The sequence below is a fragment of the Pseudoalteromonas rhizosphaerae genome, assembly GCF_902498845.1.
Classification (GTDB): Bacteria; Pseudomonadota; Gammaproteobacteria; order Enterobacterales; family Alteromonadaceae; genus Pseudoalteromonas; species Pseudoalteromonas rhizosphaerae.
Window position 1 is genome coordinate 215,383 of the sequence record NZ_CABVLM010000009.1, and the last position, 21,777, is coordinate 237,159.

The 21,777-nt window shown below is 37.1% G+C and carries 19 protein-coding genes; 14 read left to right on the plus strand and 5 right to left on the minus strand.

The features are described from left to right. Nucleotides 1–43 precede the first annotated feature (43 nt). Nucleotides 44–1,231, minus strand: a complete 1,188-nt coding sequence (locus PSR9079_RS15215; protein ID WP_149982289.1) for an alpha/beta hydrolase-fold protein — start codon at nt 1,229–1,231, stop codon at nt 44–46. A 431-nt stretch (nt 1,232–1,662) separates the two neighbouring features. Between PSR9079_RS15215 and PSR9079_RS15220 the strand changes: the two genes are divergently transcribed. The 3 genes from PSR9079_RS15220 (at nt 1,663) to PSR9079_RS15230 (ending at nt 2,943) form a co-directional block, all read left to right on the plus strand. Next, entirely contained in the window at nt 1,663–2,025 is a 363-nt protein-coding gene (locus PSR9079_RS15220; RefSeq protein WP_149982290.1) for a hypothetical protein, read from the plus strand. Nucleotides 2,026–2,119: 94 nt separating this feature from the next. After that, nucleotides 2,120–2,482, plus strand: a complete 363-nt coding sequence (locus tag PSR9079_RS15225; protein ID WP_149982291.1) for a hypothetical protein — start codon at nt 2,120–2,122, stop codon at nt 2,480–2,482. A gap of 98 nt (nt 2,483–2,580) precedes the next feature. After that, nucleotides 2,581–2,943, plus strand: a complete 363-nt coding sequence (locus PSR9079_RS15230) for a hypothetical protein (RefSeq protein WP_149982292.1) — start codon at nt 2,581–2,583, stop codon at nt 2,941–2,943. Nucleotides 2,944–2,999: 56 nt separating this feature from the next. Here PSR9079_RS15230 and glmS read toward each other — a convergent pair whose 3' ends face one another. The 4 genes from glmS to PSR9079_RS15250 form a co-directional block, all read right to left on the minus strand. Next, nucleotides 3,000–4,820 carry a glutamine--fructose-6-phosphate transaminase (isomerizing) gene (gene glmS, locus PSR9079_RS15235; RefSeq protein ID WP_149982293.1) on the minus strand — a complete coding sequence of 607 codons (1,821 nt, stop codon included), beginning with the start codon at nt 4,818–4,820 and terminating at the stop codon, nt 3,000–3,002. A gap of 106 nt (nt 4,821–4,926) precedes the next feature. After that, the gene (locus tag PSR9079_RS15240; protein WP_145240141.1) at nt 4,927–5,685 is read right to left on the minus strand and encodes a DeoR/GlpR family DNA-binding transcription regulator; all 759 of its coding nucleotides are present in this window, start codon (nt 5,683–5,685) and stop codon (nt 4,927–4,929) included. 117 nt (nt 5,686–5,802) lie between these two features. Continuing rightward, the gene (locus PSR9079_RS15245; RefSeq protein WP_246175578.1) at nt 5,803–6,444 is read right to left on the minus strand and encodes a helix-turn-helix domain-containing protein; all 642 of its coding nucleotides are present in this window, start codon (nt 6,442–6,444) and stop codon (nt 5,803–5,805) included. Between the two features lie 312 nt (nt 6,445–6,756). Then, a complete protein-coding gene (locus PSR9079_RS15250; protein ID WP_149982295.1) occupies nt 6,757–8,826 on the minus strand; it encodes a winged helix-turn-helix domain-containing protein in 2,070 nt (689 codons plus the stop codon). Between the two features lie 188 nt (nt 8,827–9,014). On the opposite strand from PSR9079_RS15250, the gene PSR9079_RS15255 reads away from it, so the two are divergent. The 11 genes from PSR9079_RS15255 to PSR9079_RS15300 all read left to right on the plus strand — a co-directional run bounded on the left by PSR9079_RS15255 (nt 9,015) and on the right by PSR9079_RS15300 (nt 21,777). Next, nucleotides 9,015–9,209, plus strand: a complete 195-nt coding sequence (locus PSR9079_RS15255) for a hypothetical protein (RefSeq protein WP_149982296.1) — start codon at nt 9,015–9,017, stop codon at nt 9,207–9,209. Continuing rightward, nucleotides 9,209–10,327 carry a hypothetical protein gene (locus PSR9079_RS15260; RefSeq protein WP_149982297.1) on the plus strand — a complete coding sequence of 373 codons (1,119 nt, stop codon included), beginning with the start codon at nt 9,209–9,211 and terminating at the stop codon, nt 10,325–10,327. The genes PSR9079_RS15255 and PSR9079_RS15260 overlap by 1 nt, the downstream gene beginning before the upstream one ends. A 90-nt stretch (nt 10,328–10,417) precedes the next feature. Beyond that, complete coding sequence (locus PSR9079_RS23685) at nt 10,418–10,588, plus strand: hypothetical protein (protein ID WP_179959201.1); 171 nt, start codon at nt 10,418–10,420, stop codon at nt 10,586–10,588. Between the two features lie 48 nt (nt 10,589–10,636). Further along, complete coding sequence (locus PSR9079_RS15265; protein WP_149982298.1) at nt 10,637–11,662, plus strand: radical SAM protein; 1,026 nt, start codon at nt 10,637–10,639, stop codon at nt 11,660–11,662. 4 nt (nt 11,663–11,666) lie between these two features. Next, on the plus strand, nt 11,667–12,362 hold the full coding sequence (locus PSR9079_RS15270) for a hypothetical protein (protein ID WP_149982299.1): 696 nt from the start codon (nt 11,667–11,669) through the stop codon (nt 12,360–12,362). A 10-nt stretch (nt 12,363–12,372) separates the two neighbouring features. Further along, nucleotides 12,373–14,487, plus strand: coding sequence for a peptidase domain-containing ABC transporter (locus tag PSR9079_RS15275; protein ID WP_149982300.1), 2,115 nt, complete (start codon nt 12,373–12,375; stop codon nt 14,485–14,487). 36 nt (nt 14,488–14,523) lie between these two features. Continuing rightward, nucleotides 14,524–15,750, plus strand: coding sequence for an efflux RND transporter periplasmic adaptor subunit (locus PSR9079_RS15280; RefSeq protein WP_149982301.1), 1,227 nt, complete (start codon nt 14,524–14,526; stop codon nt 15,748–15,750). 11 nt (nt 15,751–15,761) lie between these two features. Next, nucleotides 15,762–16,496, plus strand: coding sequence for an ABC transporter ATP-binding protein (locus tag PSR9079_RS15285; protein WP_149982302.1), 735 nt, complete (start codon nt 15,762–15,764; stop codon nt 16,494–16,496). Then, complete coding sequence (locus tag PSR9079_RS15290) at nt 16,490–18,883, plus strand: ABC transporter permease (protein WP_149982303.1); 2,394 nt, start codon at nt 16,490–16,492, stop codon at nt 18,881–18,883. Before PSR9079_RS15285 ends, PSR9079_RS15290 begins: the two co-directional genes overlap by 7 nt. After that, a complete protein-coding gene (locus PSR9079_RS15295; protein ID WP_149982304.1) occupies nt 18,876–21,245 on the plus strand; it encodes a S9 family peptidase in 2,370 nt (789 codons plus the stop codon). Before PSR9079_RS15290 ends, PSR9079_RS15295 begins: the two co-directional genes overlap by 8 nt. Nucleotide 21,246: 1 nt before the next feature. Next, a complete protein-coding gene (locus tag PSR9079_RS15300) occupies nt 21,247–21,777 on the plus strand; it encodes a sugar O-acetyltransferase (protein WP_149982305.1) in 531 nt (176 codons plus the stop codon).

Below are 21,777 nucleotides of genomic sequence, written 5' to 3' on the forward strand. Positions count from 1 at the left end.
TTTCGAATTAAAAGTAGCAACTAAAAATAGAGCTGGTTTAGTCTTACTTATTGTCTAACTGTGCTTGCAACCTAGCTTTCGTTTCTCTTAAGTAATTTATATAAGGATATGAGTCATCTGCAATCGCTAAAGCAGACTCCATATGTTTAAGCGCTTGACGAGTATCACCTTGCATTTCATAACCATAAGATAGAGCTGAAAGCGCATCGACTGATTTTGAGTGGTTTTTTAAATTGTACTTAAACACCTCAATTGCACGAGTAAACTGCTTGCTGCCCGTTAAGTTATAACCGAGTGATCTAACAGCGCGATCGGGTGGAGATATTTGCTCACCCCATTGCTGAGATAGTGTTTTGTAATATGCATCAATAGAGGCTACATCGTCAGCCAAAGCACTTATGGGCATTTGTTTAGGTAAAAATAAGTTGTAGTAGGCATTAAATACGCCAGCAGCAGTGGTTAAGCCATGCGAGATACCATCAAACGCATCATTATAAAAGCGTAGCCCCCGCGCTTTATGCGATTGCAGTGATTGCTGTAGTTCATCATACCTTTCACGCATTATGCCGGCTTCTTCGCCGATATTTATATAAACGTAATTATTAAGCTCTTTGCTTTTAGCTAAAAATGACTTTGTGCTTTTTACTGACGCGCCATAGTTCCACCAAACCGCAGGGCTATAAGCAATGTGCGCTTGGAATAACTCAGGTTTGGCTTGCAACGCGTATAACGAAAATACACCACCAGCGGAGGCGCCAGAAATAACCTTATAGTCATGCGTACGATAGTTTTTATTAACTAAAGGAATGAGCTCTTGTTCAAAAAACGCTAAAAACTTTGCCGCGCCGCCCCCTTCACCGACAGGACCTTGCGGCTCTTTATTCACTGTAGGATACATATCTCTAAGTCGATTAGTGTTTTCAATAGCGACAATAATAACTTCAGGCGCACGATTATCATTTTGTAAACGCTCAATAATAGCACTGGCAAGCGGTATATTACCCGCGCCATCTAAGCGATATATTACCGGATAAACTTTATCGGGTTCAGCTTGGTAGCTTTTAGGCAATTGAACGACAACTGTACGCTGCTCATTTAGAACAGCCGATTTAAATGTATGTGTGTGCTGAGAATAATCAGCTGTTTGTTGTTTAACATCAGATTGTGCAAAGGCACTTTGTTGACTAAAAATACAAAAACTAACAAAACACAGAGCGGTGATTAAGCGCATAACTAATCCCTTAGAGAATAATGAGTTACTTAAGTTAACAGAGTTTCAGACACAAAAAAAGCGCATTGAGCGCTTTTATCTTTAACAGGTAATTACCAAACTATTGATTTTATTCAACAGTAACTGATTCTGCGAGGTTACGAGGCTGGTCAACATCAGTGCCTTTAATTACCGCTACGTAGTATGAAAGTAACTGTAACGGGGTGATTAGTTACGAATACCACATTAAAGTATTTATTAAGAGCGCTTATATTCTTGATCTTATTAATTCGAGTATGTTATTTTCTTTGATTGAATGGATTAATTTTAGATACAAGGAAATATCATGTCTCAATTTAATTTGTGTTTAAATCAAACAAATCTATTAAATTGCAATGATTTTGCGACTCAGGCCATTTTTTCAAGCTTTCTTGATAAGGTCTCTTCTAGCGATGTATAAAATACCTGAAATCATTTTTTTTATAATATCGTTTCCTCCATTTATCTCTTTTCTCATTTCAGCCTTGTGTTTCACTCGCATTTCAATGAAGCACATTGAGAAAAAAATGCGCGAAGAAGGAATACATAAGCCGCTTTGGGATAAAGGTATAGGTATAAGAGTGAACATGTATGGCAAAGTAATTAGACGACAAAGACCAGCAAAAGCAACGGTTGTTAATGATGAAGCTATTTTACGGCACGCAAGACCTATTGATTTAATTTTAGCTCGCGTAATGCATATATCATTTTTAGGTTTGATGCTAATAATTGCTTATGGCTATTTTGCTTATGACTTAGGTGAGCGCGCATATTAATTTCATGGCGAAGTTATAGACAGAAGGTTTTATGCTACAGAAAATCACTTGTACCTTTATTTATGCTCCTTACGCTGACATAAGTTGGTTTTAGATGTTTATCATACCTGAAAGTTTTTACTGGCTACTAGCTGGACCATCATTCATTGCTTTCTTAATCTCAACCCTATGCTTCACTCGCATTTCAATGAAGCATATCGAGAAGAAAATGCGCGAGGAAGGAATACATGAGCCGCTTTGGGATAAAGGTATTGGTATAAGAGTGAGCATGTATGGCAAAGTAATTCGTCGTCAAAAACCTGCCAAAGCAACCATCGTTAACGACGAAGCGATACTTCGCCACGTACGTCCTATTGACCTTATACTCGCTCGAGCGATGCATTACTCATTAGTTGTTATGATGATCTGTGCGACCTATGGTTATTTTGCTTATGACTTAGGTGAGCGCGCTTATTAATTTTGTGTTCGAATTATAATCGATAGGTATAATGCTACAAAGCATCATCTCGTACTTTAATGTATGCTTCCTACTCTGATATGAATTAGCTTTAAATTATGTATGTGATACCTGAAAAGACTTTTTTATTTATATCTTTACCAATAATAATTAGTTATCTAATGTCAGCCTTGTGTTTCACTCGCATTTCAATGAAACACATTGAGAAAAAAATGCGCGAAGAAGGGATACATGAGCCGCTTTGGGATAAAGGTATAGGTATAAGAGTAAGCATGTATGGCAAAGTAATTAGACGACAAAAACCCGCAAAAGCGACGGTTGTTAATGACGAAGCCATTTTACGGCACGCCAGACCTATAGATTTGATTTTAGCTCGCATAATGCATATATCATTTTTAGGTTTGATGCTAATAATTGCTTATGGCTATTTTGCTTATGACTTAGGGGAGCGCGCATATTAAAAAAGGCGCATTGAGCGCCTTTTTATCTTTAACAGGTAATTACCAAAACATTGATTTTACTCAACCGTAACCGATTTCGCTAAGTTACGTGGTTGGTCAACGTCAGTACCTTTAATCACCGCTACGTAGTATGAAAGTAATTGTAATGGCAGTGTATATACCACTGGGGCAATCACGTCATCTACATGGTTTACGTTGATAACACGCATTGTGTCGTCTGACTCAAAGTGTGAATCTTTATCAGCGAATACATAGATGATGCCGCCACGTGCACGTACTTCTTCTACGTTTGATTTAAGCTTTTCAAGCAATTCGTTGTTTGGTGCTACAACAATAATTGGCATGTCTGCGTCAATCAATGCTAATGGGCCATGTTTAAGCTCACCTGCGGCGTATGCTTCAGCGTGAATATACGAAATTTCTTTAAGCTTAAGCGCGCCTTCCATTGCAATTGGGTATTGCGAACCGCGACCTAAAAACAGTGAGTGGTGCTTGTCGGCAAACTCTTCTGCAAGGTCAGCAATGCCATCAGCAAGTAATAAAGTTTCTTCTAACTTAGCTGGAAGCAATTTTATAGCGTTAACAATAGTGCCTTGATCTAGGCCTTTTTCTTGCGCGATAGACGCAGTAAGCATTAACAAACCAACTAATTGCGTGGTAAATGCTTTAGTCGAGGCTACGCCAATTTCAGCACCGGCTTTGGTCATAAACGCAAGATCTGATTCGCGCACAAGTGATGAGCCAGGTACGTTACAAATGGTCATTGATGCCATGTAACCTTGCTGTTTTGCTAAACGCAGTGCTGCTAAAGTATCAGCCGTTTCACCCGATTGAGAAATAGTAACCAGTAAGCTGTTTTCATGTACAAACGACTGGCGGTAACGGAACTCAGAGGCAATTTCTACGTTACAGCTAACACCTGCAAATTGCTCAAGCCAGTAACGTGCAACCATACCTGAGTGGTAAGACGTACCACAGGCAATAATTTGTACGTGTTTTACATCTTTAAATATTTGCTGTGCACTGTCGCCAAAGGCATCAATCGCTACGCGGTCGTCATTTAAACGTCCTTCAAGAGTATTACGTACTGCAAGCGGCTGCTCGTAAATTTCTTTAAGCATGTAGTGACGGTATTCACCTTTACCTGATGCATCTTGTGTGATGTTTGATTCAATGACTTCACGTTTAACGGCATTGCCGTCTACATCAAAAATTTCCACACTGTTACGGGTGATACGCGCTACATCACCTTCTTCAAGGTAGATAAAGGTACGAGTTACTGGTAATAATGCTAATTGGTCAGAGGCAATAAAGTTTTCGCCAAGACCTAAGCCAATAACTAATGGACTGCCTGAACGGGCAACAATAATTTCATTATCGTTGGCTTTATCAAATACTACTGTACCAAATGCGCCATCAAACTGCTTAACCGCAGCTTGTACTGATGCAAGTAAAGTGGTGTGTTGCTGGCGAAGTTGATGAATTAAATGCACCATTACTTCGGTATCTGTGTCTGATAAAAACTCGTAACCATCGCCTTTCAGCGCTTCACGTAAGCTGGCGTGGTTTTCAATAATACCATTGTGCACTAAGGCAATTTCGCTGTTTGAAATATGCGGGTGCGCGTTTGCTTTCGTCACGCCGCCGTGAGTTGCCCAGCGAGTATGTGCAATACCGGTAGTCCCTTTTACGCCAGCTTCATCAAGCGCGTTTTCAAGGTTAACTACTTTACCCACTGCTTTTACGGTATTAAGTGTATTACCATCTAAAAGTGCCACACCAGCTGAGTCGTAACCACGGTATTCAAGGCGCTTAAGGCCTTCAACTAAAATTTTATTTACTGGGCGTTCTGCAACTGCCCCAACTATTCCACACATAATTTCTCCTTTTGTACATGCCAAAGCGTCAACTTTGGGTTTGTATGTGTTGTTTAATATTTAAATGAACATCACAGGTGTTGTCGGCCTGTAATAAACACGAATTTTATAGCTCAGCGCAGATCAACTGCACACCACACGCTTGTATTGCTTGGCGAGTATCGAGTGCTAAGTTGCTGTCGGTGATAAGCGTAGTCACTTGCTGCCAAGGTAATTCTAAATTAGGGATTTTTCGGCCGATTTTTTCTGACTCCACCAGCACTATAACTTCACGAGCAGCGCCTGCCATAACTTGACTTAGGCCTACTAGTTCATTAAAGGTAGTAGTACCACGCTCAACATCAATGCCATCTGCACCAATAAATAGCTGATCAAAATCATAAGAACGTAAAACACTCTCTGCAACCTGCCCCTGAAACGACTCAGAATGCGGGTCCCACGTACCACCGGTCATCAAAAGTGTTGGCTCGTTTTCCAGCGCCAATAAGCGATTAGCCACTTTAATTGCATTAGTCATCACCACTAAACCGCGCTTATTACCCAGTTCAGGGATCATTGCTGCTGTAGTACGACCACTGTCGATAATAATGCGGTTATGATCTTTGATTAGTGCTGCTGCGGCTTTTGCAATCGCCACTTTACGTTTTGAATCAATATCATCGCTTACAATTTCTTGCGGCAATGCTATCGCGCCACCATAGCGGCGCAGTAATAGTCCGCTTTTTTCAAGCGCTGTTAAGTCTTTACGAATGGTTACTTCAGAGGTTTGAAACTGCTCAGCTAAAATATCTACGGCTACTTCACCTAACTCATTAACTTGAGTAAGAATAAGGTGACGACGTTGCTGGGTGTTTCGTTTAGTCATTAAGCAAACCATTTAAGTTTCGTTTCGAAAGTTATGGGATTTTAAACGAAACTATAAAAATGGCAAGGTGTAGATCAAAAAAAGCGCAATATGCGCTTTTAATTGGTCAGGGAAATTTTATTGAGGATTTAGCAATTCTCCACTCAAAATACATTTAACAATGGCATGCTGTCGGTTTGTACTGTTTGTCTTTCTAATACAATTTGTTAAATGGAAATCAACGGTTCTTTGGCTAATGCTGAGTATTTGGCTGATCTCCCAAGAGGTCTTTCCAATAGAAGCCCAACGAATACATTCTTTTTCACGTCGCGTAATTTTTACAGCCTCAAGATTTGTTGAGCGTCGATAAGCTTCAAATATTTCAACTAAAAAAATTCGCCAATAATCCCCTAGCATTTTCACTTTACGAGGTTCAGCGCCTAAATTTGACAATTCCAACACTAGACAAGCAAATTTATTTTTATGTAAACCCGTAGGAATTATTAATACCGACTCAAAGCTGCCAATTAACTCACTAAGCTGAATTGCTCTTGTTTCATTTAAGCAATAATGAAGCAACCGCTTACAGGAATTAATATCATTTAAAAAAGAATCATCAAATTCACCGAAATAATGAGTATCAAACTTAAATAAATCGGAGAGATCAAAAATAATAAACCCTGCTTGAACATAGCTATAATTATTTTTTATATCTTCAAAAAAACCATTAAAGCCATGTATTGAGTTTATAAGCTCAATTCTAGAATGTAGTTCATTCATATTTATCATATGCAAAACTCGATTTAGACTCATCTTTACAGAGTATAGGAAATACGACACAAGAAGAACTTGGCGAGTCATTATCAATAATTTGAGTGTCAATACCTACATACGTGTCAGCGGGATATATTACTGTTAAGAAAGTAAAAATAGCTGTATAGATAAATGATGTTTTAAATATGTTATTCATCGTGGTGTAGCCCCTAATTTATGTTGTAGTTATATTGTTCACATTAAATTTGAGCTACACGGTAGATTTTATCAATAACAATGAGATAACTTTTCTATAACCTTACAAAAATAAACTTTAACCTATTGAATATAAATGGAAATAATTTCACTAGTTCTACTACCTAAACTTTCAACGATAATTACACCATTCATTTTGTCCACATAAAAACTTGGTCTAATAACACTAAAGTCAAACGTTTTTGACTTTAGATTAGAAGTATCTACATCATTTAAGTCTATTTCATAGAAGGTCGTATTTATCAAATTATGATTACTCCATAATACTTTACCGTTTATTACAGCCCAATTCGTGTTTGTCTCAGTGGACATGCTTACCGGCATTGAAGTCATCGTTTCTTCATTCGCATCAAACCGTGATAACCTCCCCGTATTATCACCTAATACATATCCCCCTTCAAATTGTCGAATAAAGCGGTAACCTTTAAAGATAAGGTTTTTAGTTTTTTCTTCAATAACATACTCAAATACTTGCCATTCACCATTACTTTTTCGCGTATATAGAATGGATTTTTCATTTAATGAAAGAGTAACATCGCCAATCAACTCATCAGCCTTAGAGAGGTATGTCAGGCTATTATCAAACGTATTAAGAATTGTTATGCGGTCTTGAAGCTTTAATAATACATATTGTCCAGACAGAGAGGCGCCGAGCAACTCTAGTGGGTTTTCAGTGCTCATTAGTGTTGCTTTTTTCGTAACCTTACTTTTTTCATAAAAAATTAAGGAGCTAACACCTCCCTCATTTATTACCGTCCAGATTTTGTTACCTAAAGGTTGATAGGCAATAATGTTACTATCTTGCTCAGGTTGTTTCTTTTGAATCATTTCAACATTTTTAAAATCACTTAATGGCAGCTTTTTCTCTATCAGAGTATTGATAATATCATTATCTCTGATAGCTAATAGTGTATTTGGGGTTACTCGTTCTAATGCGATAAGGCCTTTGTTTTTATCGATAATAATATTTGAATCACCTGTTTTAACATTTATTTTAGCTAGCTTTTTATCATCTAATAAAATGATATGCTCATCATCAAGCCAATGAACATCATAGATAGTTGTATTTTGATCATGGTGAAAAAGAGTTCTGCCAGTCTTTAAATCGTGTACTCGAATAGAATTACGCTTACTACCCAAATAAATTCGCAGTACAACCAACTTACCAGAGTCTGGAGAAATATCCGCACGACTATCATGAAATCCTTTTTGAGGAACAGAAGTAATCTCTTCAAGCAAGCCTTTTTCAGAGTTGAATTTATAGATAAGTAATGCACTTTGCTGATCTTTTTGCCCAGAAAAATAAATTACGTCATTTTCATTTTTGTCGATAAACACATCTGTGATGAAATAAAAATCAGCTACTAACGTACCTACTCCATGCGCTTTATTTGTTAGATCTATCTGCTTTAATAAAGCAATATCACCTAAATTATCGGAAAAGTACAAGCGCTCCCCATCATTAGAGAAAACCAAACCTGTAGGCAGGGTTGTATTATCTACAAGCACCTCTATAGTCTCTGTTTTCTGGTCTTTTAAATAAATATGATAATTCTTTTCATGACTTAATTTACTAGTGAATGCAATGTATCGACCTTCACTGGAGGCTGCAAAGGCTTTTTTGTCTGAGACGACAGTATTTACCACCCTAGCAGTAACTGAAACTTCATCGACATTGTATTTAAATAAAAGATAAGCTAACGAAAGAAAAAGAATCGCTATTGCAATAAGGTAAAAATAGACCTTAGCTTTTTTAACATTCTTGTGCTCTGTTTTTTCTATACTTGTTTGTTTTTCTTCTATAGGGGAAGGAATTGTTGATACAGGACAAATTAATTTATATCCACGTTTAGAGAGCGATTGAAGATACTTAGGATCTTTATAATCATCATTCAAAATTATGCGAAGTTTACTTATAATTCGCCTTACTGCGGCATCAGAAACACAGCGGTCTTTCCATAAGTTATCATGCAATTCATCCATTGAAATATAACGCTCATGATGCTCAATAAAATACATCAATACGGCAAATACTTTTGGTTCAAGTACAACTAACTGCTCATTAATTTGAAGAGACATCTCTTCAGTGTCCAAACAGTACTCACCAAATTTAATCAACATAGCATTTGCCACTTACAAACCTTAACAGTCCCTTAACGTTCATTATAATAACGTACTGCAATAGTAATTACCATAAAGTTTAATGCATTGATTTAAATGAAAGTTACATTTTGGTTACGTAGATATCATCGCTTAATTATTGCAAAAAAAAAACGACCTTATACGCTCAATTTTAACCCCAACATTATAAGGTACAAGCAATGCAGAACAGCATAAAAAATGAAAAACATGCCATAGCAGCCCACAGAACAACTGATGGATTAATAGAAATCACCAATCTTGAGTTACTTGATGCGTTTGTTGGAGGATTTATAAGCCCTGAAGAAGTTTATTGTCACGTGAATGATAATGATGAAAAATCTACAACCACGGCAAGCCAAGAAGGCATCAGTTAATGAATACTGCAACTTGTAACTATTACAAACCTAAGCTAAAGCGATTAACTGAAAAAAGAGATCTAATCTCTTTACCGAACCTTGAAGACTGGTGTGAAGAAATGTGCCTTGCGTTTGATAGGAATGTTCTTAATCAAAACTCAAGTACCAACAAAACCCTACATTGGTTGTTTAATGCATATCCCCTTGTTTTAGCTTACCAAGGAAAAACACAAGAAAGCGAATTGTTTTTACACAGAGTAATAGCTTATTGGTCGGATAAATTTTTGCAGGATGAAAATAATCAAAATCTCATAAACTTAATCGATCCCACAATCAACTTATTACGCCTTTATAAGCTGACAAACCAACACTCAGCATTCCTACAGCTGATGGGTGAAACAGCTATTCTCGACAATACAGGCAAAGCAAAACTAGGTTCCATAAGTGTAAACAAAGAAATACTAGGTGAGCAATGGGAGATATTGCACTTAGCTGCACTAGATGAACTATTGAAGTTTTCCCTTTTGAGATCAAATTTTAATGACGTCCTCAATTTAAAAAAAGCAATACCCGTTCGTTTAAAAAGTAATGATGTGTACATAGAAGCAAGTGTAACGGCATTAATAGGTTTAGGTAAATATAAAGAAGCAATACAGCTTTGCTGGGAAGAAATAAGCAGAAAAAAATGTATAAAGAATGGGATATATAGTTATCGCTTGTACGAGGCTTTCATGGGGTTAGGGGAGCAAAGCAAAGCTAAAACTGTTATGAAACATTTAATATCAAATATGGAAAAAACCCCTCTTGAGTCTTTATCTTTACTAACTTTTTCATCAATGATTATCGAAACAGAAAATCTTTCTCCCTCTTCACACTTGGCAAGAAAAACGTTAAATAAATATATAGAAATAAAAGACGAGTTTAACTATGGAATGACTTTATGTCACTTATATAAAAACCACCCTGATGAAGATAATAAGGAAAAAATATTAAATCTATATAATAAAACTAGTTATACAATTTTGAAGAACAGAGTAGAAAACACAATAAATATAAAAAAAGAAATAAAAAAAGAAGATAACATTAATTTAAAAAAAATAAGTGAGTCAATAAACCAATTAATTGGAAAAGGCTAGTAAATATTACAGTTACCTTATCAACTTTAATTAGCCATAGTAGTTCCACCTCATCCAGAGGGATAAATAATACAACTAAAGGAATTTAAAATGACTAAGAAATTTGAAAATATCGAAAGCCAAGAAATTAAATTAAATGAGCTAGGTGAAGTTGAATTAAGCGAAGAACTAGCCAACGCAGTTGCTGGTGGTTTTTCTCCAGAAGAAGAAGAAGAAGAAGGCGTAACAATCAACTTTGGTTGTGGTAAAAAAGAGAAATAAAGCAAATGGGGCTACTTTTTAAGCTAGCCCCATCTAAAGAGGAATATCATGTCTAATGCGCAACAAATAAAAGGCTTTTCTAGACAGCATCTTGCAAATAGCCTTACAAATAAAAAATTTCAGCTTATCCTATTCCCTACTGAGCAATGTAATTTCCGATGTGTATACTGTTACGAAGATTTTGAGATAGGAAAAATGCCTAACTGGCTCGTTGAGGCAACTAAAACTTTAATTCACAATAAGATACCAACATTAGAATATTTATCTCTAAGCTGGTTCGGTGGCGAGCCTTTATTAGCAAAAGATATTCTTTTTGATATAGCCGAATATAGTCTATCACTCTGCGAACAATATGGATGTAAACTTAGTGGTGATTTAACAACTAATGGCCTTCTTCTTGATATTAAAACACTTACCCGACTTATAGAGCTAAAACAGAACAGCTTTCAAATATCTATTGATGGTGATAAGGAATCACATGATAAAACTAGGTTAACACGAAGTGGTCGAGGTAGCTTTGATAAAATTTGGGCAAGATTACAAGATGCCGCAAATACCGATCTAGGCTTTGCTATAACACTTAGGATACATGTAACTGACTTAAACCATGAAAGTGTACTAAATTTTTGCGATCGCTATGATAAAACGCTAAGAAAAGATAATCGATTCAATCTACTTTTCCAGGCAATTGCTGATTTGGGTGGCGATAATCAAGAAGCTATCACAAGTCTCACATCAAAAAAATCTGCTGCATGCTTGGTGAATGAGCTAACCCAAAGATACTCAGAAAATACAGATAAGCCGGGGACTAATTATATATGTTATGCCGGTAAACCTAACTCTATTGGCATTAGAGCAAACGGCAACCTTAATAAGTGCACGGTGGCTCTAAGTGACGATAGAAATACCGTTGGTAAAATCAACCCAGACGGGACATTGACCCTAAATAATGAAAAGTTCAGCACATGGATAAAAGGTTTTACTACATTAGATAGTTGGCAAATGGGGTGTCCTTTAAGCTATATGAATAGTAATAGTACTGTGGGTGATATTCCCATCAAGAAAGTAGGTTAATACTATGTCTATCGTTAATATGTTTCGTAAAGAGGCCCTTAGAAATCAATATAAGTCGAGCGACATTGGTAAGTCGCTCATAAAACAGCCTAAAATTATAAATAATTCTATTTCAGCTTTAATTGCAATTTTCGTATTTAGCTTTTTAGTTATTAATGTTCTAACTTTATCAACAAAAAGAAGTCTTGACGCCAAGGTCTCATCTGAACACTATACCCCGCTTATTTATAATGAAGTAGTGGTTATAAATAAGCACTTTGCGATAGATGGTGAGAGCGTTAAAAAAAATCAACAGCTACTTACTATCTCTAAGTTTGATAGTAATAGTAAGTTAGAAAAAGAGGTTATTCGCTCTCCTTCCGATGGTTTGTTTTTTCATTCTTTAATCGAAAAAAATATAATACAACCATTTGAACCTCTTGGTTACGTTTTAAGTACCACTTCAGAAAATGAGTTATCTTTTTGGATTTCTAGCAATAAAAATATGAGTATTAATGTAAAGGATAAAATTACCTTAATCGTCAATAATGATGAATTAAAAGGTATAGTCACTATGGTTATTGGTAGTAATAAAAATAATAAAGAACAAAAAATACATTTAAAATTAGAAACTAACAATTATTCAAAACTGTCACCTAACGCAGATATAAAAATACTACTCACTCAGCAATCAGAAAAAGCCCTTAACTTAATTAAATAGTGAAATTTAAATGCGTCTCACAGACTACATTGACTTTAAACCATCAAAACTACCTCTTTTCTTACAAAGTGAAGTAGCTGAATGTGGTATCACATGTATAGCTATGATTGCTTTTTATCATGGTTATAAAGTAAACATGCTTGCTATGCGACAACGTTACCCCGTTGGTACTCAAGGAATAACAGTTAAGCACATTTTAAAAATTGCAGATGATATTGGCCTATCTGGGCGAGTATTAAAATTAGAGCTTGGACAGCTATCTAAGCTAAGGGGACCTGCAATATTGCATTGGAACTTTAATCACTTTGTTACGCTTGCTTCAGTAAATAGAACTGGCATTGTTATCCATGATCCCGCAAAAGGAAAAGTTAAACTAGATTGGCAACAAGTCTCTGAAGCATTTACCGGTATTGCAATCGAGTTAACTCCAACACCTGCATTTACTGTAGCCGATGAACGAGTGAAGATGCCGCTCAGAGCATTCATTGGCAATATTGAAGGACTCGCATCCTCATTATTTAAGATATTCGTTGTCGCCTTGATTCTGCAATGCTTCCTCTTAATATCCCCCTACTATATTAGAATTGTGATAGATCATGGAATTCCACTCTCCGATAGTGGAATGTTAATATGGTTGCTAATCGCATTTATTGCCGTCACCTTACTAACAACTTTTAGCAATATTATTCGCTCTGCTGCAATTTTATACTTAGACAAAAATTTGGGCTTTCAAGTAAAAGCGAACATCCAGCGACACCTATTACATTTACCCCTTTCGTTTTTTGAATCTCGCCATGTTGGCGATATTAAATCTAGGTTTGAAGCATTTAATGAAGTCCAAAGAATGATAAGTCGTGGTTTTATTTCTGCCATTGTCGAAGGCTTGCTAGGCATAACAACTTTAATCATTATGTATACTTACTCACCAGCTCTTGCTTTAGTATCTTTATCATTCCTCTTATTCACATTATTGCTTAGGTTATATTTAACCAACAAAGAAAATAAGCATTTAGAGCAAGTTTTATCTAAACAAGCAAAAGAAAACAGTCATTTTTTAGAAACTATCAGAGCAATTATGCCCATAAAATGCTATGTAAAAGAAAGTACCCGACTTTCTTCATGGCTCAATTTATTTGCAGATACTACAAATGAAAATATTAAACGTGAAAAGGTCACGATTACTGCAGAAATTAGCCAAGATTTAGTAAGTAAAATAGAGTATCTAATTGTTATATTTATTGGCGCGACATTAATAATCAATAAAGAATTTACTATAGGGATGTTTATTGCTTTCCTAGCTTATAGACAACAATTTTCGAGCAGCACACAAACTCTGGTAGATCATATATTTAAGTTCAAGTTAGCCTCAACTTATTTACGGAGAATGTCTGATATAGTGATGCAAAACCAAGAGCAAGAAAATACCTCACTGACAATAACCAAAGAACAAGCAAAAGGCCACATTGAAGTACGCGACCTGCATTTTCGATATTCAACATCCTCTCCTTGGTTATTTAAAGGAATAAACTTTAAAATTGATGCCGGAGAATCGGTGGCTATCATAGGTCGCTCTGGGTTGGGTAAATCATCGCTCCTAAAATTAATGACTGGATTAATCAAAGCAGAGCGAGGTGATTACTTGTTAGATGGACACTCGATAAAAATGCTTGGCATGAGAAACTTTCGCTCAATGTGTGCAACGGTAATGCAGAATGATCAATTACTAAATGGTTCCTTAATTGAAAATATCTGCTTCTTTGAGCCAAAACCTGATCTAGATAAAATCACAGAAGCCATTAAAGGTGCTGCTATATGGCATGAGATTCAAAGCATGCCTATGGGTTTACACACTCAAGTTGGTGATTTAGGTAGCTCATTGTCAGGTGGTCAAAAACAAAGATTGCTTTTGGCAAGAGCGCTTTACAGTCAACCAATCATTTTATTTTTAGACGAAGCAACAAGCCACCTTGATGCTGCTACTGAATTGCAAGTAAATAAATATTTAAAATCAAAAAAAATAACTAGGGTCAGTGTTGCTCATAGGCAAGAGACAATACAAGCAGCAGATAGAATAATTGATCTCGAAGAATTAATTAAGAACCAAACGTTAGCCCAAGCTGTGTGATTAAATACCATGGTAAGAATAACAAAAGGAATAACTATGAAATTTACATCCAAACTAATCTATCAAGGGTTGATAGGTTTATCTGTCGTTATGCTTATCTCTGGCTGGCAATTAGGCTTTGCAGATAATGCCGAAGTTATATCAAAAGACTCTGTCACCATTGCGAAGGTTGAGCGCGGTGATTTTTCAATTAAGGTTGATGGCTATGGTTCATTGCAATCAATCAATAAACGACTTCTCACAGCCACAAGTAATGCGGTGGTTGACGAAATAAAACTAAAAGCGGGTGCTGTGGTTAACCATGACACAGTGATCCTCACTTTAAATAACCCCGAGCTAGAAAGTAAGCTCCGCTTGGCGTTAGCAAAGCTTAAAAATGCCAAAACCCAAAAACGGCAAACCGTATTACTGCAACAGCGTGAGTTGTTAAATAACGAGTCAACCGTGTCAGAGCTAAAAGCACAATCTGAAATAGCCATGCTGCAAGTTGAAGCAGAACGTACACTGGCTAAATCAGGTATTGTATCGGGGATCAGCGCGAAGAAAAATGAGCTCGAAGCCAAACAGCTATCAAAGCGTATTAACCTTGAAGAATCTAAGCTTGATAAATTAGCACAGATGCAAAAAGAGTCGCTTTCAATTCAAGATGACTTAATAGCCCAAGCGCAAGACGAGTTTGATGTCGCCAAATTAATGGTAGAGCAACTTTCAGTTAAAGCGGGAATGAATGGTGTTATTCAACGCTTGCCTTTAAGTTTAGGGCAAAGTGTCAGTGCTGGCTCTGAACTGGCACTAATAGGGAGCCTCTCCCCTCTAGTTGGTGAAATAAAAGTACCGCAAATTCAAGCTCATTTAATTCAAATAGGTATGACAGCCCAAATTAGCACGTTGAATGACCAGGTGCGCGGCCAAGTAGTGCGTGTAGATCCTGTGATCAGCGACGGTGCTGTACAAATTGATATTGAGCTCGAGGTTTCTGAATCAGACACCATGAAACCCATGCAACAAGTAGATGCGACTATTTTTGCCGATGTACAAAAAGAGGTGAATTATATAAAACAACCAACAGGTGCAAGCGAAGGCAGTCATGGCTCATTATTTAAACTCACAATGGATAACAAAGCCGTTAAAGTTGAAGTGCAATATGGCAAAGCATCTGGCCAGCTCATCCAAGTGTTGTCAGGACTTGAGCCTGGTGAACAAGTCATTATTTCTACATTAGATATCCCCGCTGAAACAACAACAATAAAAATTGCTGGTTAAGGAAGAATAATATGAATACTGAAATTTTAAGAGTTAATAACCTAAGCAAGTCTTTTTCTAATGGCGAACAAGTCAGTCAAATTTTAAAAGGGATTAGCTTTACCGTGTACGACGGCGAGTTTATTTCTATTTCTGGGCCTTCTGGTTGCGGCAAGTCAACACTCCTTAACATTATGGGGCTGCTCGACACCCCTCAAAGTGGTGAATATTACATTGACGGTTTACTCGTCTCTGATATGGACTCAAACCAACGTGCGAAAGTACGCGGTAATCGCATTGGCTTTGTGTTTCAATCGTTTAACTTAATTGATGAAATGACCGTACTTGAAAATGTCGCTTTACCATTAAAATATCGGGGAGACTCGCTATCTTCACGTCACGCAAGAGCGTTAGATTGCCTAGAAAAAGTAGGTTTGGCTGATAAAGCTGATTTACATCCGAATCAAATTTCTGGTGGTCAACAACAACGCGTATCGATTGCACGCGCACTAGCTGGCGATTCTGGCATCATGCTGGTCGATGAGCCCACAGGTAACTTAGACTCAAAAAACGGCGATGCAATCATGGCGTTAATAAAAGATCTTAATCAGCAAGGCACCACCATTGTATTGGTTACCCATGATCCCCGTTATGCCGATATGGCTACGCGCAATATCCAGTTAAGAGACGGTACTGTAGTTGCCCAAAACGATGAACTCGTGCCAAGCACACCTGCAAATGTAGAACAGGTTGCTCAGTCATGTTAAAAACTGCCTACAATACTTTTAAACGTGCCAAACAATACTATTTCACCACCGTTTTTACACTGGCACTTACACTGTCCATGGTGCTTAGTTCATTTAGCTTGGTTGATCTAGTGTTTTTCGCCCCACTACCTTATCAGCAGAGCGATAACTTATATTTGCTTGAAGGCACAATTAATTCTAAAGGTTATTCAGGGCCCGCTAGTAACTCAAAAATAATGAGCTACATACAGAGTGAAAATACCGTTTTTACTGATGTTGCTGCTTACCATCGATGGACTGACTACAAGCTACTAGATAAACCAACAAGACCTGCTGTGGACGTAATACTTGCCACACATAATTTATTTGATCTACTCGGCGTACAACCCAAACTTGGTCGGTTATTTAACAAAACAGAAGCACTCGGTACTCAGCAAATGTCGGTCGTATTAGGCTACCGCGCTTGGCAAACCCACTATAGTGGTGACCCGAATATTGTTGGTAAAAAAATACAGCTCAATCAACGTCGCTTTACCGTTGTTGGTGTCGCCCCCGATGATCTTATATTACCCACTTATAGCAATATAAATGATGCAATATGGCTTCCTATTGATGCAGACGAAGCTTTTAACCCTAAAACATCTAACGGTTTCATGGGCGCGTATAAGAGTGTTGTTAGATTTAAGCCCACAGCCTCAGAGCAAGAGATCACGGAACAATTAGCTGACTTATCACTTAAAGGTGCACAGTTACATGCCGCTGATATTTTAAAAGATTTTACTGTCAATGCGCGTGTTATTGCATTTAATGATGCACTTAGGGGTGACAGCGGTAAAATTGTATTAATGCTATTATTGGGTGTGTGCTTATTAATGCTCATTGCACTTATCAACCTTTCTAGTATGCAGCTCGCTAAAGCCATTACGCGCATCAAACCCCTTGCAATCAGCTTTGCATTTGGGGCAAGCAAAAAACAACTAATTATTGAAACGTTAAAACACAATATTTTACTTATTAGTATTGCAGTGTTACTTGCTTTAACACTTACTCAAATCGGCTTTATCGTTATTCAAAACCTAGCAGCTGACGCCATTCAACGTTTAGACACGCTTTCTCTTAGCTTTAATACTTTGTTATTTTCAGCTTTTCTAATTATTAGTATTGCCTCACTCTATTCATTTATAGAACTTAGTGTAGTGAAAGAGCAAAACTTAATGAGCAGCCTACAAAGCAGCGGTAAAGGCACGGGCAAGCAAATGAGTTCAGCCACCAGCCATTTGCTTGTTGGTCTGCAAATTTTGTTTTCGTTTTTAGTATTAACCACTGCTAGCCACGTAGTTTTAGTAACACTTTCGGAAGCACTCAGAGATAACGGACTGGATACAGAAGGTAAATATTCATTAACAATAAACTATAGTAATGTCGATAAATCCGGCGAACGTATTAATTTACACAAAGCAATTAACCATAGGTTGCTGGCGCTTAATAATGTGAGCAGCTTAGCTGTGTCATCCGAAATGAGGCTGCCAAAAACGGTTAATGTCAATCAAATATATAACGAAGCTGGACAGTATATTGCCCAAGCACGTAATAGCTTAGTAACTGCCAATTACTTTACTGAACTTAACTTAACGATAACGGGTAATGGCTTTGCCAAAGGGGATGAACAATTAGAAAACCCACCGATCATTATCAATCAACGCCTTGCAGATTTACTTAATAAAAACAGTAATGAAGTACTAAACAGTAAAGTGAGTTTTGATAATAAAAGATATTACTCAATCATAGGTATTGTCAGCAACACCTATGTACCGGGCAGCCCTGAAAGTGAAGACTTTGAAGTTTTTACACCTAAAGATTACCCTGGTTGGCAACAATTTACATATTTGATTACTGTTGCAGATGAAAATAATGCAATTGCCCATATTCAACAAGCAGTATTAGAAGTAGATCAACGATTAGACATTAATAACATAGCCTCTTTAACAAGTATGTTTGATGAAAAAAGGCAACGTCACTTAAATGCAGCATGGCTGGCTATTGTGTTGGCATCAACATCGCTGCTGATGGTGTGTATTGGCATAAACGGTATTGTTAGCTATTTAGTTAAAGTGCGCAGATATAGCTTAGGCGTAAAACTTTCTATGGGGGCTGACAATTATAGGTTACTAAAAGAAAGCTTATTAGAACTCATGCAACCCATAATAATGAGCTTAGTGTTAGCCTTTTCGTTGGCATTTTTAATTATAGGCTATTGTATGTCATTACCTGGGGTTGACTTGCCTATAGACTGGTGGTTAACAACGGTCATTTGGCTGGGTTTATTAGCGATATCAGTACTTGCCAGCTTTTTTCCGATCAACCAAACGTTACGACAAGATCCAATAAAGGCATTACGAAATGAGTAAACTTTATCTTATTATAGCGTTATGCTTCATTGCCTCATCATCCGTTGAAGCTATTGAAATAGATAATAGTAAGTGGGCTAATCTCATAGAGTCTACAGGGCAAGAAACTATTTCATTATCACCAAATGGGGAGCTGGTTTTATTTTTACACCAAATTGAATACCCATCTATTGAATATTTATCTCAACAGCGCGTCGCATTAGCTGGTCTGGATTTTTATACTGATTTATCGAGCAGAGTTGATACTGAACAATATAGCCGCGCAACTTTATTTAATCTTGCAACAAACGCTAGAGAAGAAATTAAGATTCTAGAAGGAGTGATTGTCGATTTTAATTGGTCTCCTGATGCTAAAAAAGTCGCATTTTTAATTCAGCAGGGTGCCAATACAAACCTATGGTTGTACGATATAAATAACAATGTATCTAACAAACTAACAGATCTCAATTTATCCACAAGTCTTGGCGGAAGACATCTGCGATGGCTACCTGATGGCCAAAGTATTGTCGTCAAGCAGCGAAATTTGCCAATAAAGACATCTGAATATATACGTAAAAAACCCAATTTGTTGTCATCTGAGCTGCAAAAAGATCAAGGGCGGACCCATCAAAGCTTATTAATAAATGACGAGATGAAGAATCAGTTTACATCTATCAATCAAACCAAATTAGTGAAGATAGACCTCAATGGTAAAGTTTCTACATTAACTAAAAGTGGCTTATTTAATGATTTTTCCGTCTCTCCTGATGGTAAGTATTTACTGTATTCGATGCCACCGAGTGAGCTGTCATCTTATTTACCTTATAAAAAATGGGGGAGCGCTTATAATATCGTTAATATAGAAGAGCCAACTACCACATACAGCTTACCCAATTTAAACGATAAAATTAATCTACCTAAATCTAAAGATAGCATACCTATTGGCGCTAGGTTAGTTAAATGGCTACCATCAGAAGACTCAACTGTGACTTGGGTCGAAGCGAGTGATAGAGGTGACATGTCTTTAGCTCAAACTTACCATGATCACATCTACAAACTGGTAAGTCCATTTGACGAGAATAAAAAACTGGTGCATCAAGTAAAATGGAGAATTCACGATGTATTATGGGGCGTTTCAGGAATAGGTGTACTTCAAGAATGGCGCTATGATAGCAAACAGGCAAGAACTACCTTAATCAACGCCGAAACTTCTGTGAATTATTTAATCCATGAAAGAGATTATCGTGATAAGTTCAACGACTTTGGTGATCCACAGACTCTCCGTACGCCTGAAGGATATGAAGTTTTAGTTGAACAAGATAATTATTTATTTTTCTTTTCCTCAGGACAAAGTAAAGAAGGTATAAAGCCAATAGCTCAATCCTTTAATACATCGAATCACGTTGTTGAAACTATATTTTTAAGCAATGCTGACAATATAGAAATGCCCCTAAGAATCGCTAATGACACCTTAATAATAGAAAAGCAAAATAATACAAGCGCACCTCAATACTACGCATTAACGAGTAAAGGTTTCAAAAAACAGATTTCACTTTTATCAAGCGAAAATAAAAATAGTTTTGTTAACCAGCCACTTACTATCAATTACAACAGAAGCGATGGATTAAATCTGGTTGGAACGCTGCATTTACCTAACAATTATAAAAGGAATAAATCAGATAAAATCCCTGCTATTTTATGGATTTACCCCGATGAATTTAAAAACAAAAAACTGAGCCAGCAAAATACAGTACGCACGAATTTATTTAGAGAGTTTGATCCGCTAAGTCCCTTGGTATTTCTTCATGACGGTTTTGCCGTTTTCGAATCTCCCTCAATGCCAATCACTTCATTTAATGGGGGAGAGCCTAACGATGACTTCATTAATCAGATTCGTTTAAATGCCGAAGCTGCAGTCAATGCTTTAGAAGATACTGGCTCTATTGATATTCAAAGATTAGTTGTTATGGGGCATTCTTATGGAGCCTTTACTGTGGCTAACTTACTCGCGCATACAGATCTATTCAAAGCTGGTATTGCTCGAAGTGGTGCTTACAATAGGACTCTTACCCCTTTTGGATTTCAGGGTGAAAAACGTAATCTATGGCAAGCAAAGGAAACATATATTAATATATCCCCTCTAATTTATGCGGACAAAATAAATGAGCCTTTATTGTTAGTTCATGGTGAAAGCGATCAAAACTCGGGCACTTACCCAATGCAATCAATGAGAATGTATCAGGCACTAATTGCTAATAAAAAGACGACTCAGCTAATTATGCTTCCGTATGAAGGACATACATATCAAGCTAAAGAAAACCTATCTTACTTGCTCGTTCACCAGTCTGAATGGGTAAAGAAATGGCTAAACACTTCTGAATAATATGCTAAAACTATTTAATCCACGCCAAAAAGAGCTGCTTGAGCAACGCAAAACCGCCCATGAGACTTGCCGCTTGTTTAACAAAAGCCCCAGCAAAGGTAATTTAAAACGCATTAAGAGTTTATTTACTCAATGTGGTGAAGGCGTGATTATTGAGGCAGGCTTCCACTGTGACTATGGCTCGCAATTTGAAATTGGTGATCGTACTTTTATAAACATTAATTGTACGGTGTTAGATGCCCCCATTAGTGAGGGGGCAATTACGATTGGCAGTGATTGTTTAATTGGCCCGAACGTTCAACTATTGGCCGTATCTCATGCAGTCAATCCAGCCGAGCGACTCAATAAAGAGAACTTTGCAGCACCGATTACTATTGGCAATAACGTTTGGATTGGCGCGGGGGTTATTATTTTAGCAGCTATTACCATTGGCGATAATGCTGTTATTGGCGCAGGGTCGATAGTAACAAAAAATGTGGCAGCGAATACAGTTGTTGCAGGAAACCCCGCTGTTAAGATTAAAGATATTTAA

What these genes read in the sequence shown, in the direction of transcription:
- PSR9079_RS15240 (WP_145240141.1), bottom strand. Translation starts at nt 5,685, where the DNA reads ATGACTAAACGAAACACCCAGCAACGTCGTCACCTTATTCTTACTCAA.
- PSR9079_RS15215 (WP_149982289.1), bottom strand. Translation starts at nt 1,231, where the DNA reads ATGCGCTTAATCACCGCTCTGTGTTTTGTTAGTTTTTGTATTTTTAGT.
- PSR9079_RS15260 (WP_149982297.1), top strand. Translation starts at nt 9,209, where the DNA reads ATGAATACTGCAACTTGTAACTATTACAAACCTAAGCTAAAGCGATTA.
- glmS (WP_149982293.1), bottom strand. Translation starts at nt 4,820, where the DNA reads ATGTGTGGAATAGTTGGGGCAGTTGCAGAACGCCCAGTAAATAAAATT.
- PSR9079_RS15220 (WP_149982290.1), top strand. Translation starts at nt 1,663, where the DNA reads ATGTATAAAATACCTGAAATCATTTTTTTTATAATATCGTTTCCTCCA.
- PSR9079_RS15300 (WP_149982305.1), top strand. Translation starts at nt 21,247, where the DNA reads ATGCTAAAACTATTTAATCCACGCCAAAAAGAGCTGCTTGAGCAACGC.
- PSR9079_RS15255 (WP_149982296.1), top strand. Translation starts at nt 9,015, where the DNA reads ATGCAGAACAGCATAAAAAATGAAAAACATGCCATAGCAGCCCACAGA.
- PSR9079_RS15290 (WP_149982303.1), top strand. Translation starts at nt 16,490, where the DNA reads ATGTTAAAAACTGCCTACAATACTTTTAAACGTGCCAAACAATACTAT.
- PSR9079_RS15230 (WP_149982292.1), top strand. Translation starts at nt 2,581, where the DNA reads ATGTATGTGATACCTGAAAAGACTTTTTTATTTATATCTTTACCAATA.
- PSR9079_RS15245 (WP_246175578.1), bottom strand. Translation starts at nt 6,444, where the DNA reads ATGAATGAACTACATTCTAGAATTGAGCTTATAAACTCAATACATGGC.
- PSR9079_RS15280 (WP_149982301.1), top strand. Translation starts at nt 14,524, where the DNA reads ATGAAATTTACATCCAAACTAATCTATCAAGGGTTGATAGGTTTATCT.
- PSR9079_RS15285 (WP_149982302.1), top strand. Translation starts at nt 15,762, where the DNA reads ATGAATACTGAAATTTTAAGAGTTAATAACCTAAGCAAGTCTTTTTCT.
- PSR9079_RS15275 (WP_149982300.1), top strand. Translation starts at nt 12,373, where the DNA reads ATGCGTCTCACAGACTACATTGACTTTAAACCATCAAAACTACCTCTT.
- PSR9079_RS15265 (WP_149982298.1), top strand. Translation starts at nt 10,637, where the DNA reads ATGTCTAATGCGCAACAAATAAAAGGCTTTTCTAGACAGCATCTTGCA.
- PSR9079_RS15225 (WP_149982291.1), top strand. Translation starts at nt 2,120, where the DNA reads ATGTTTATCATACCTGAAAGTTTTTACTGGCTACTAGCTGGACCATCA.
- PSR9079_RS15270 (WP_149982299.1), top strand. Translation starts at nt 11,667, where the DNA reads ATGTCTATCGTTAATATGTTTCGTAAAGAGGCCCTTAGAAATCAATAT.
- PSR9079_RS15295 (WP_149982304.1), top strand. Translation starts at nt 18,876, where the DNA reads ATGAGTAAACTTTATCTTATTATAGCGTTATGCTTCATTGCCTCATCA.
- PSR9079_RS23685 (WP_179959201.1), top strand. Translation starts at nt 10,418, where the DNA reads ATGACTAAGAAATTTGAAAATATCGAAAGCCAAGAAATTAAATTAAAT.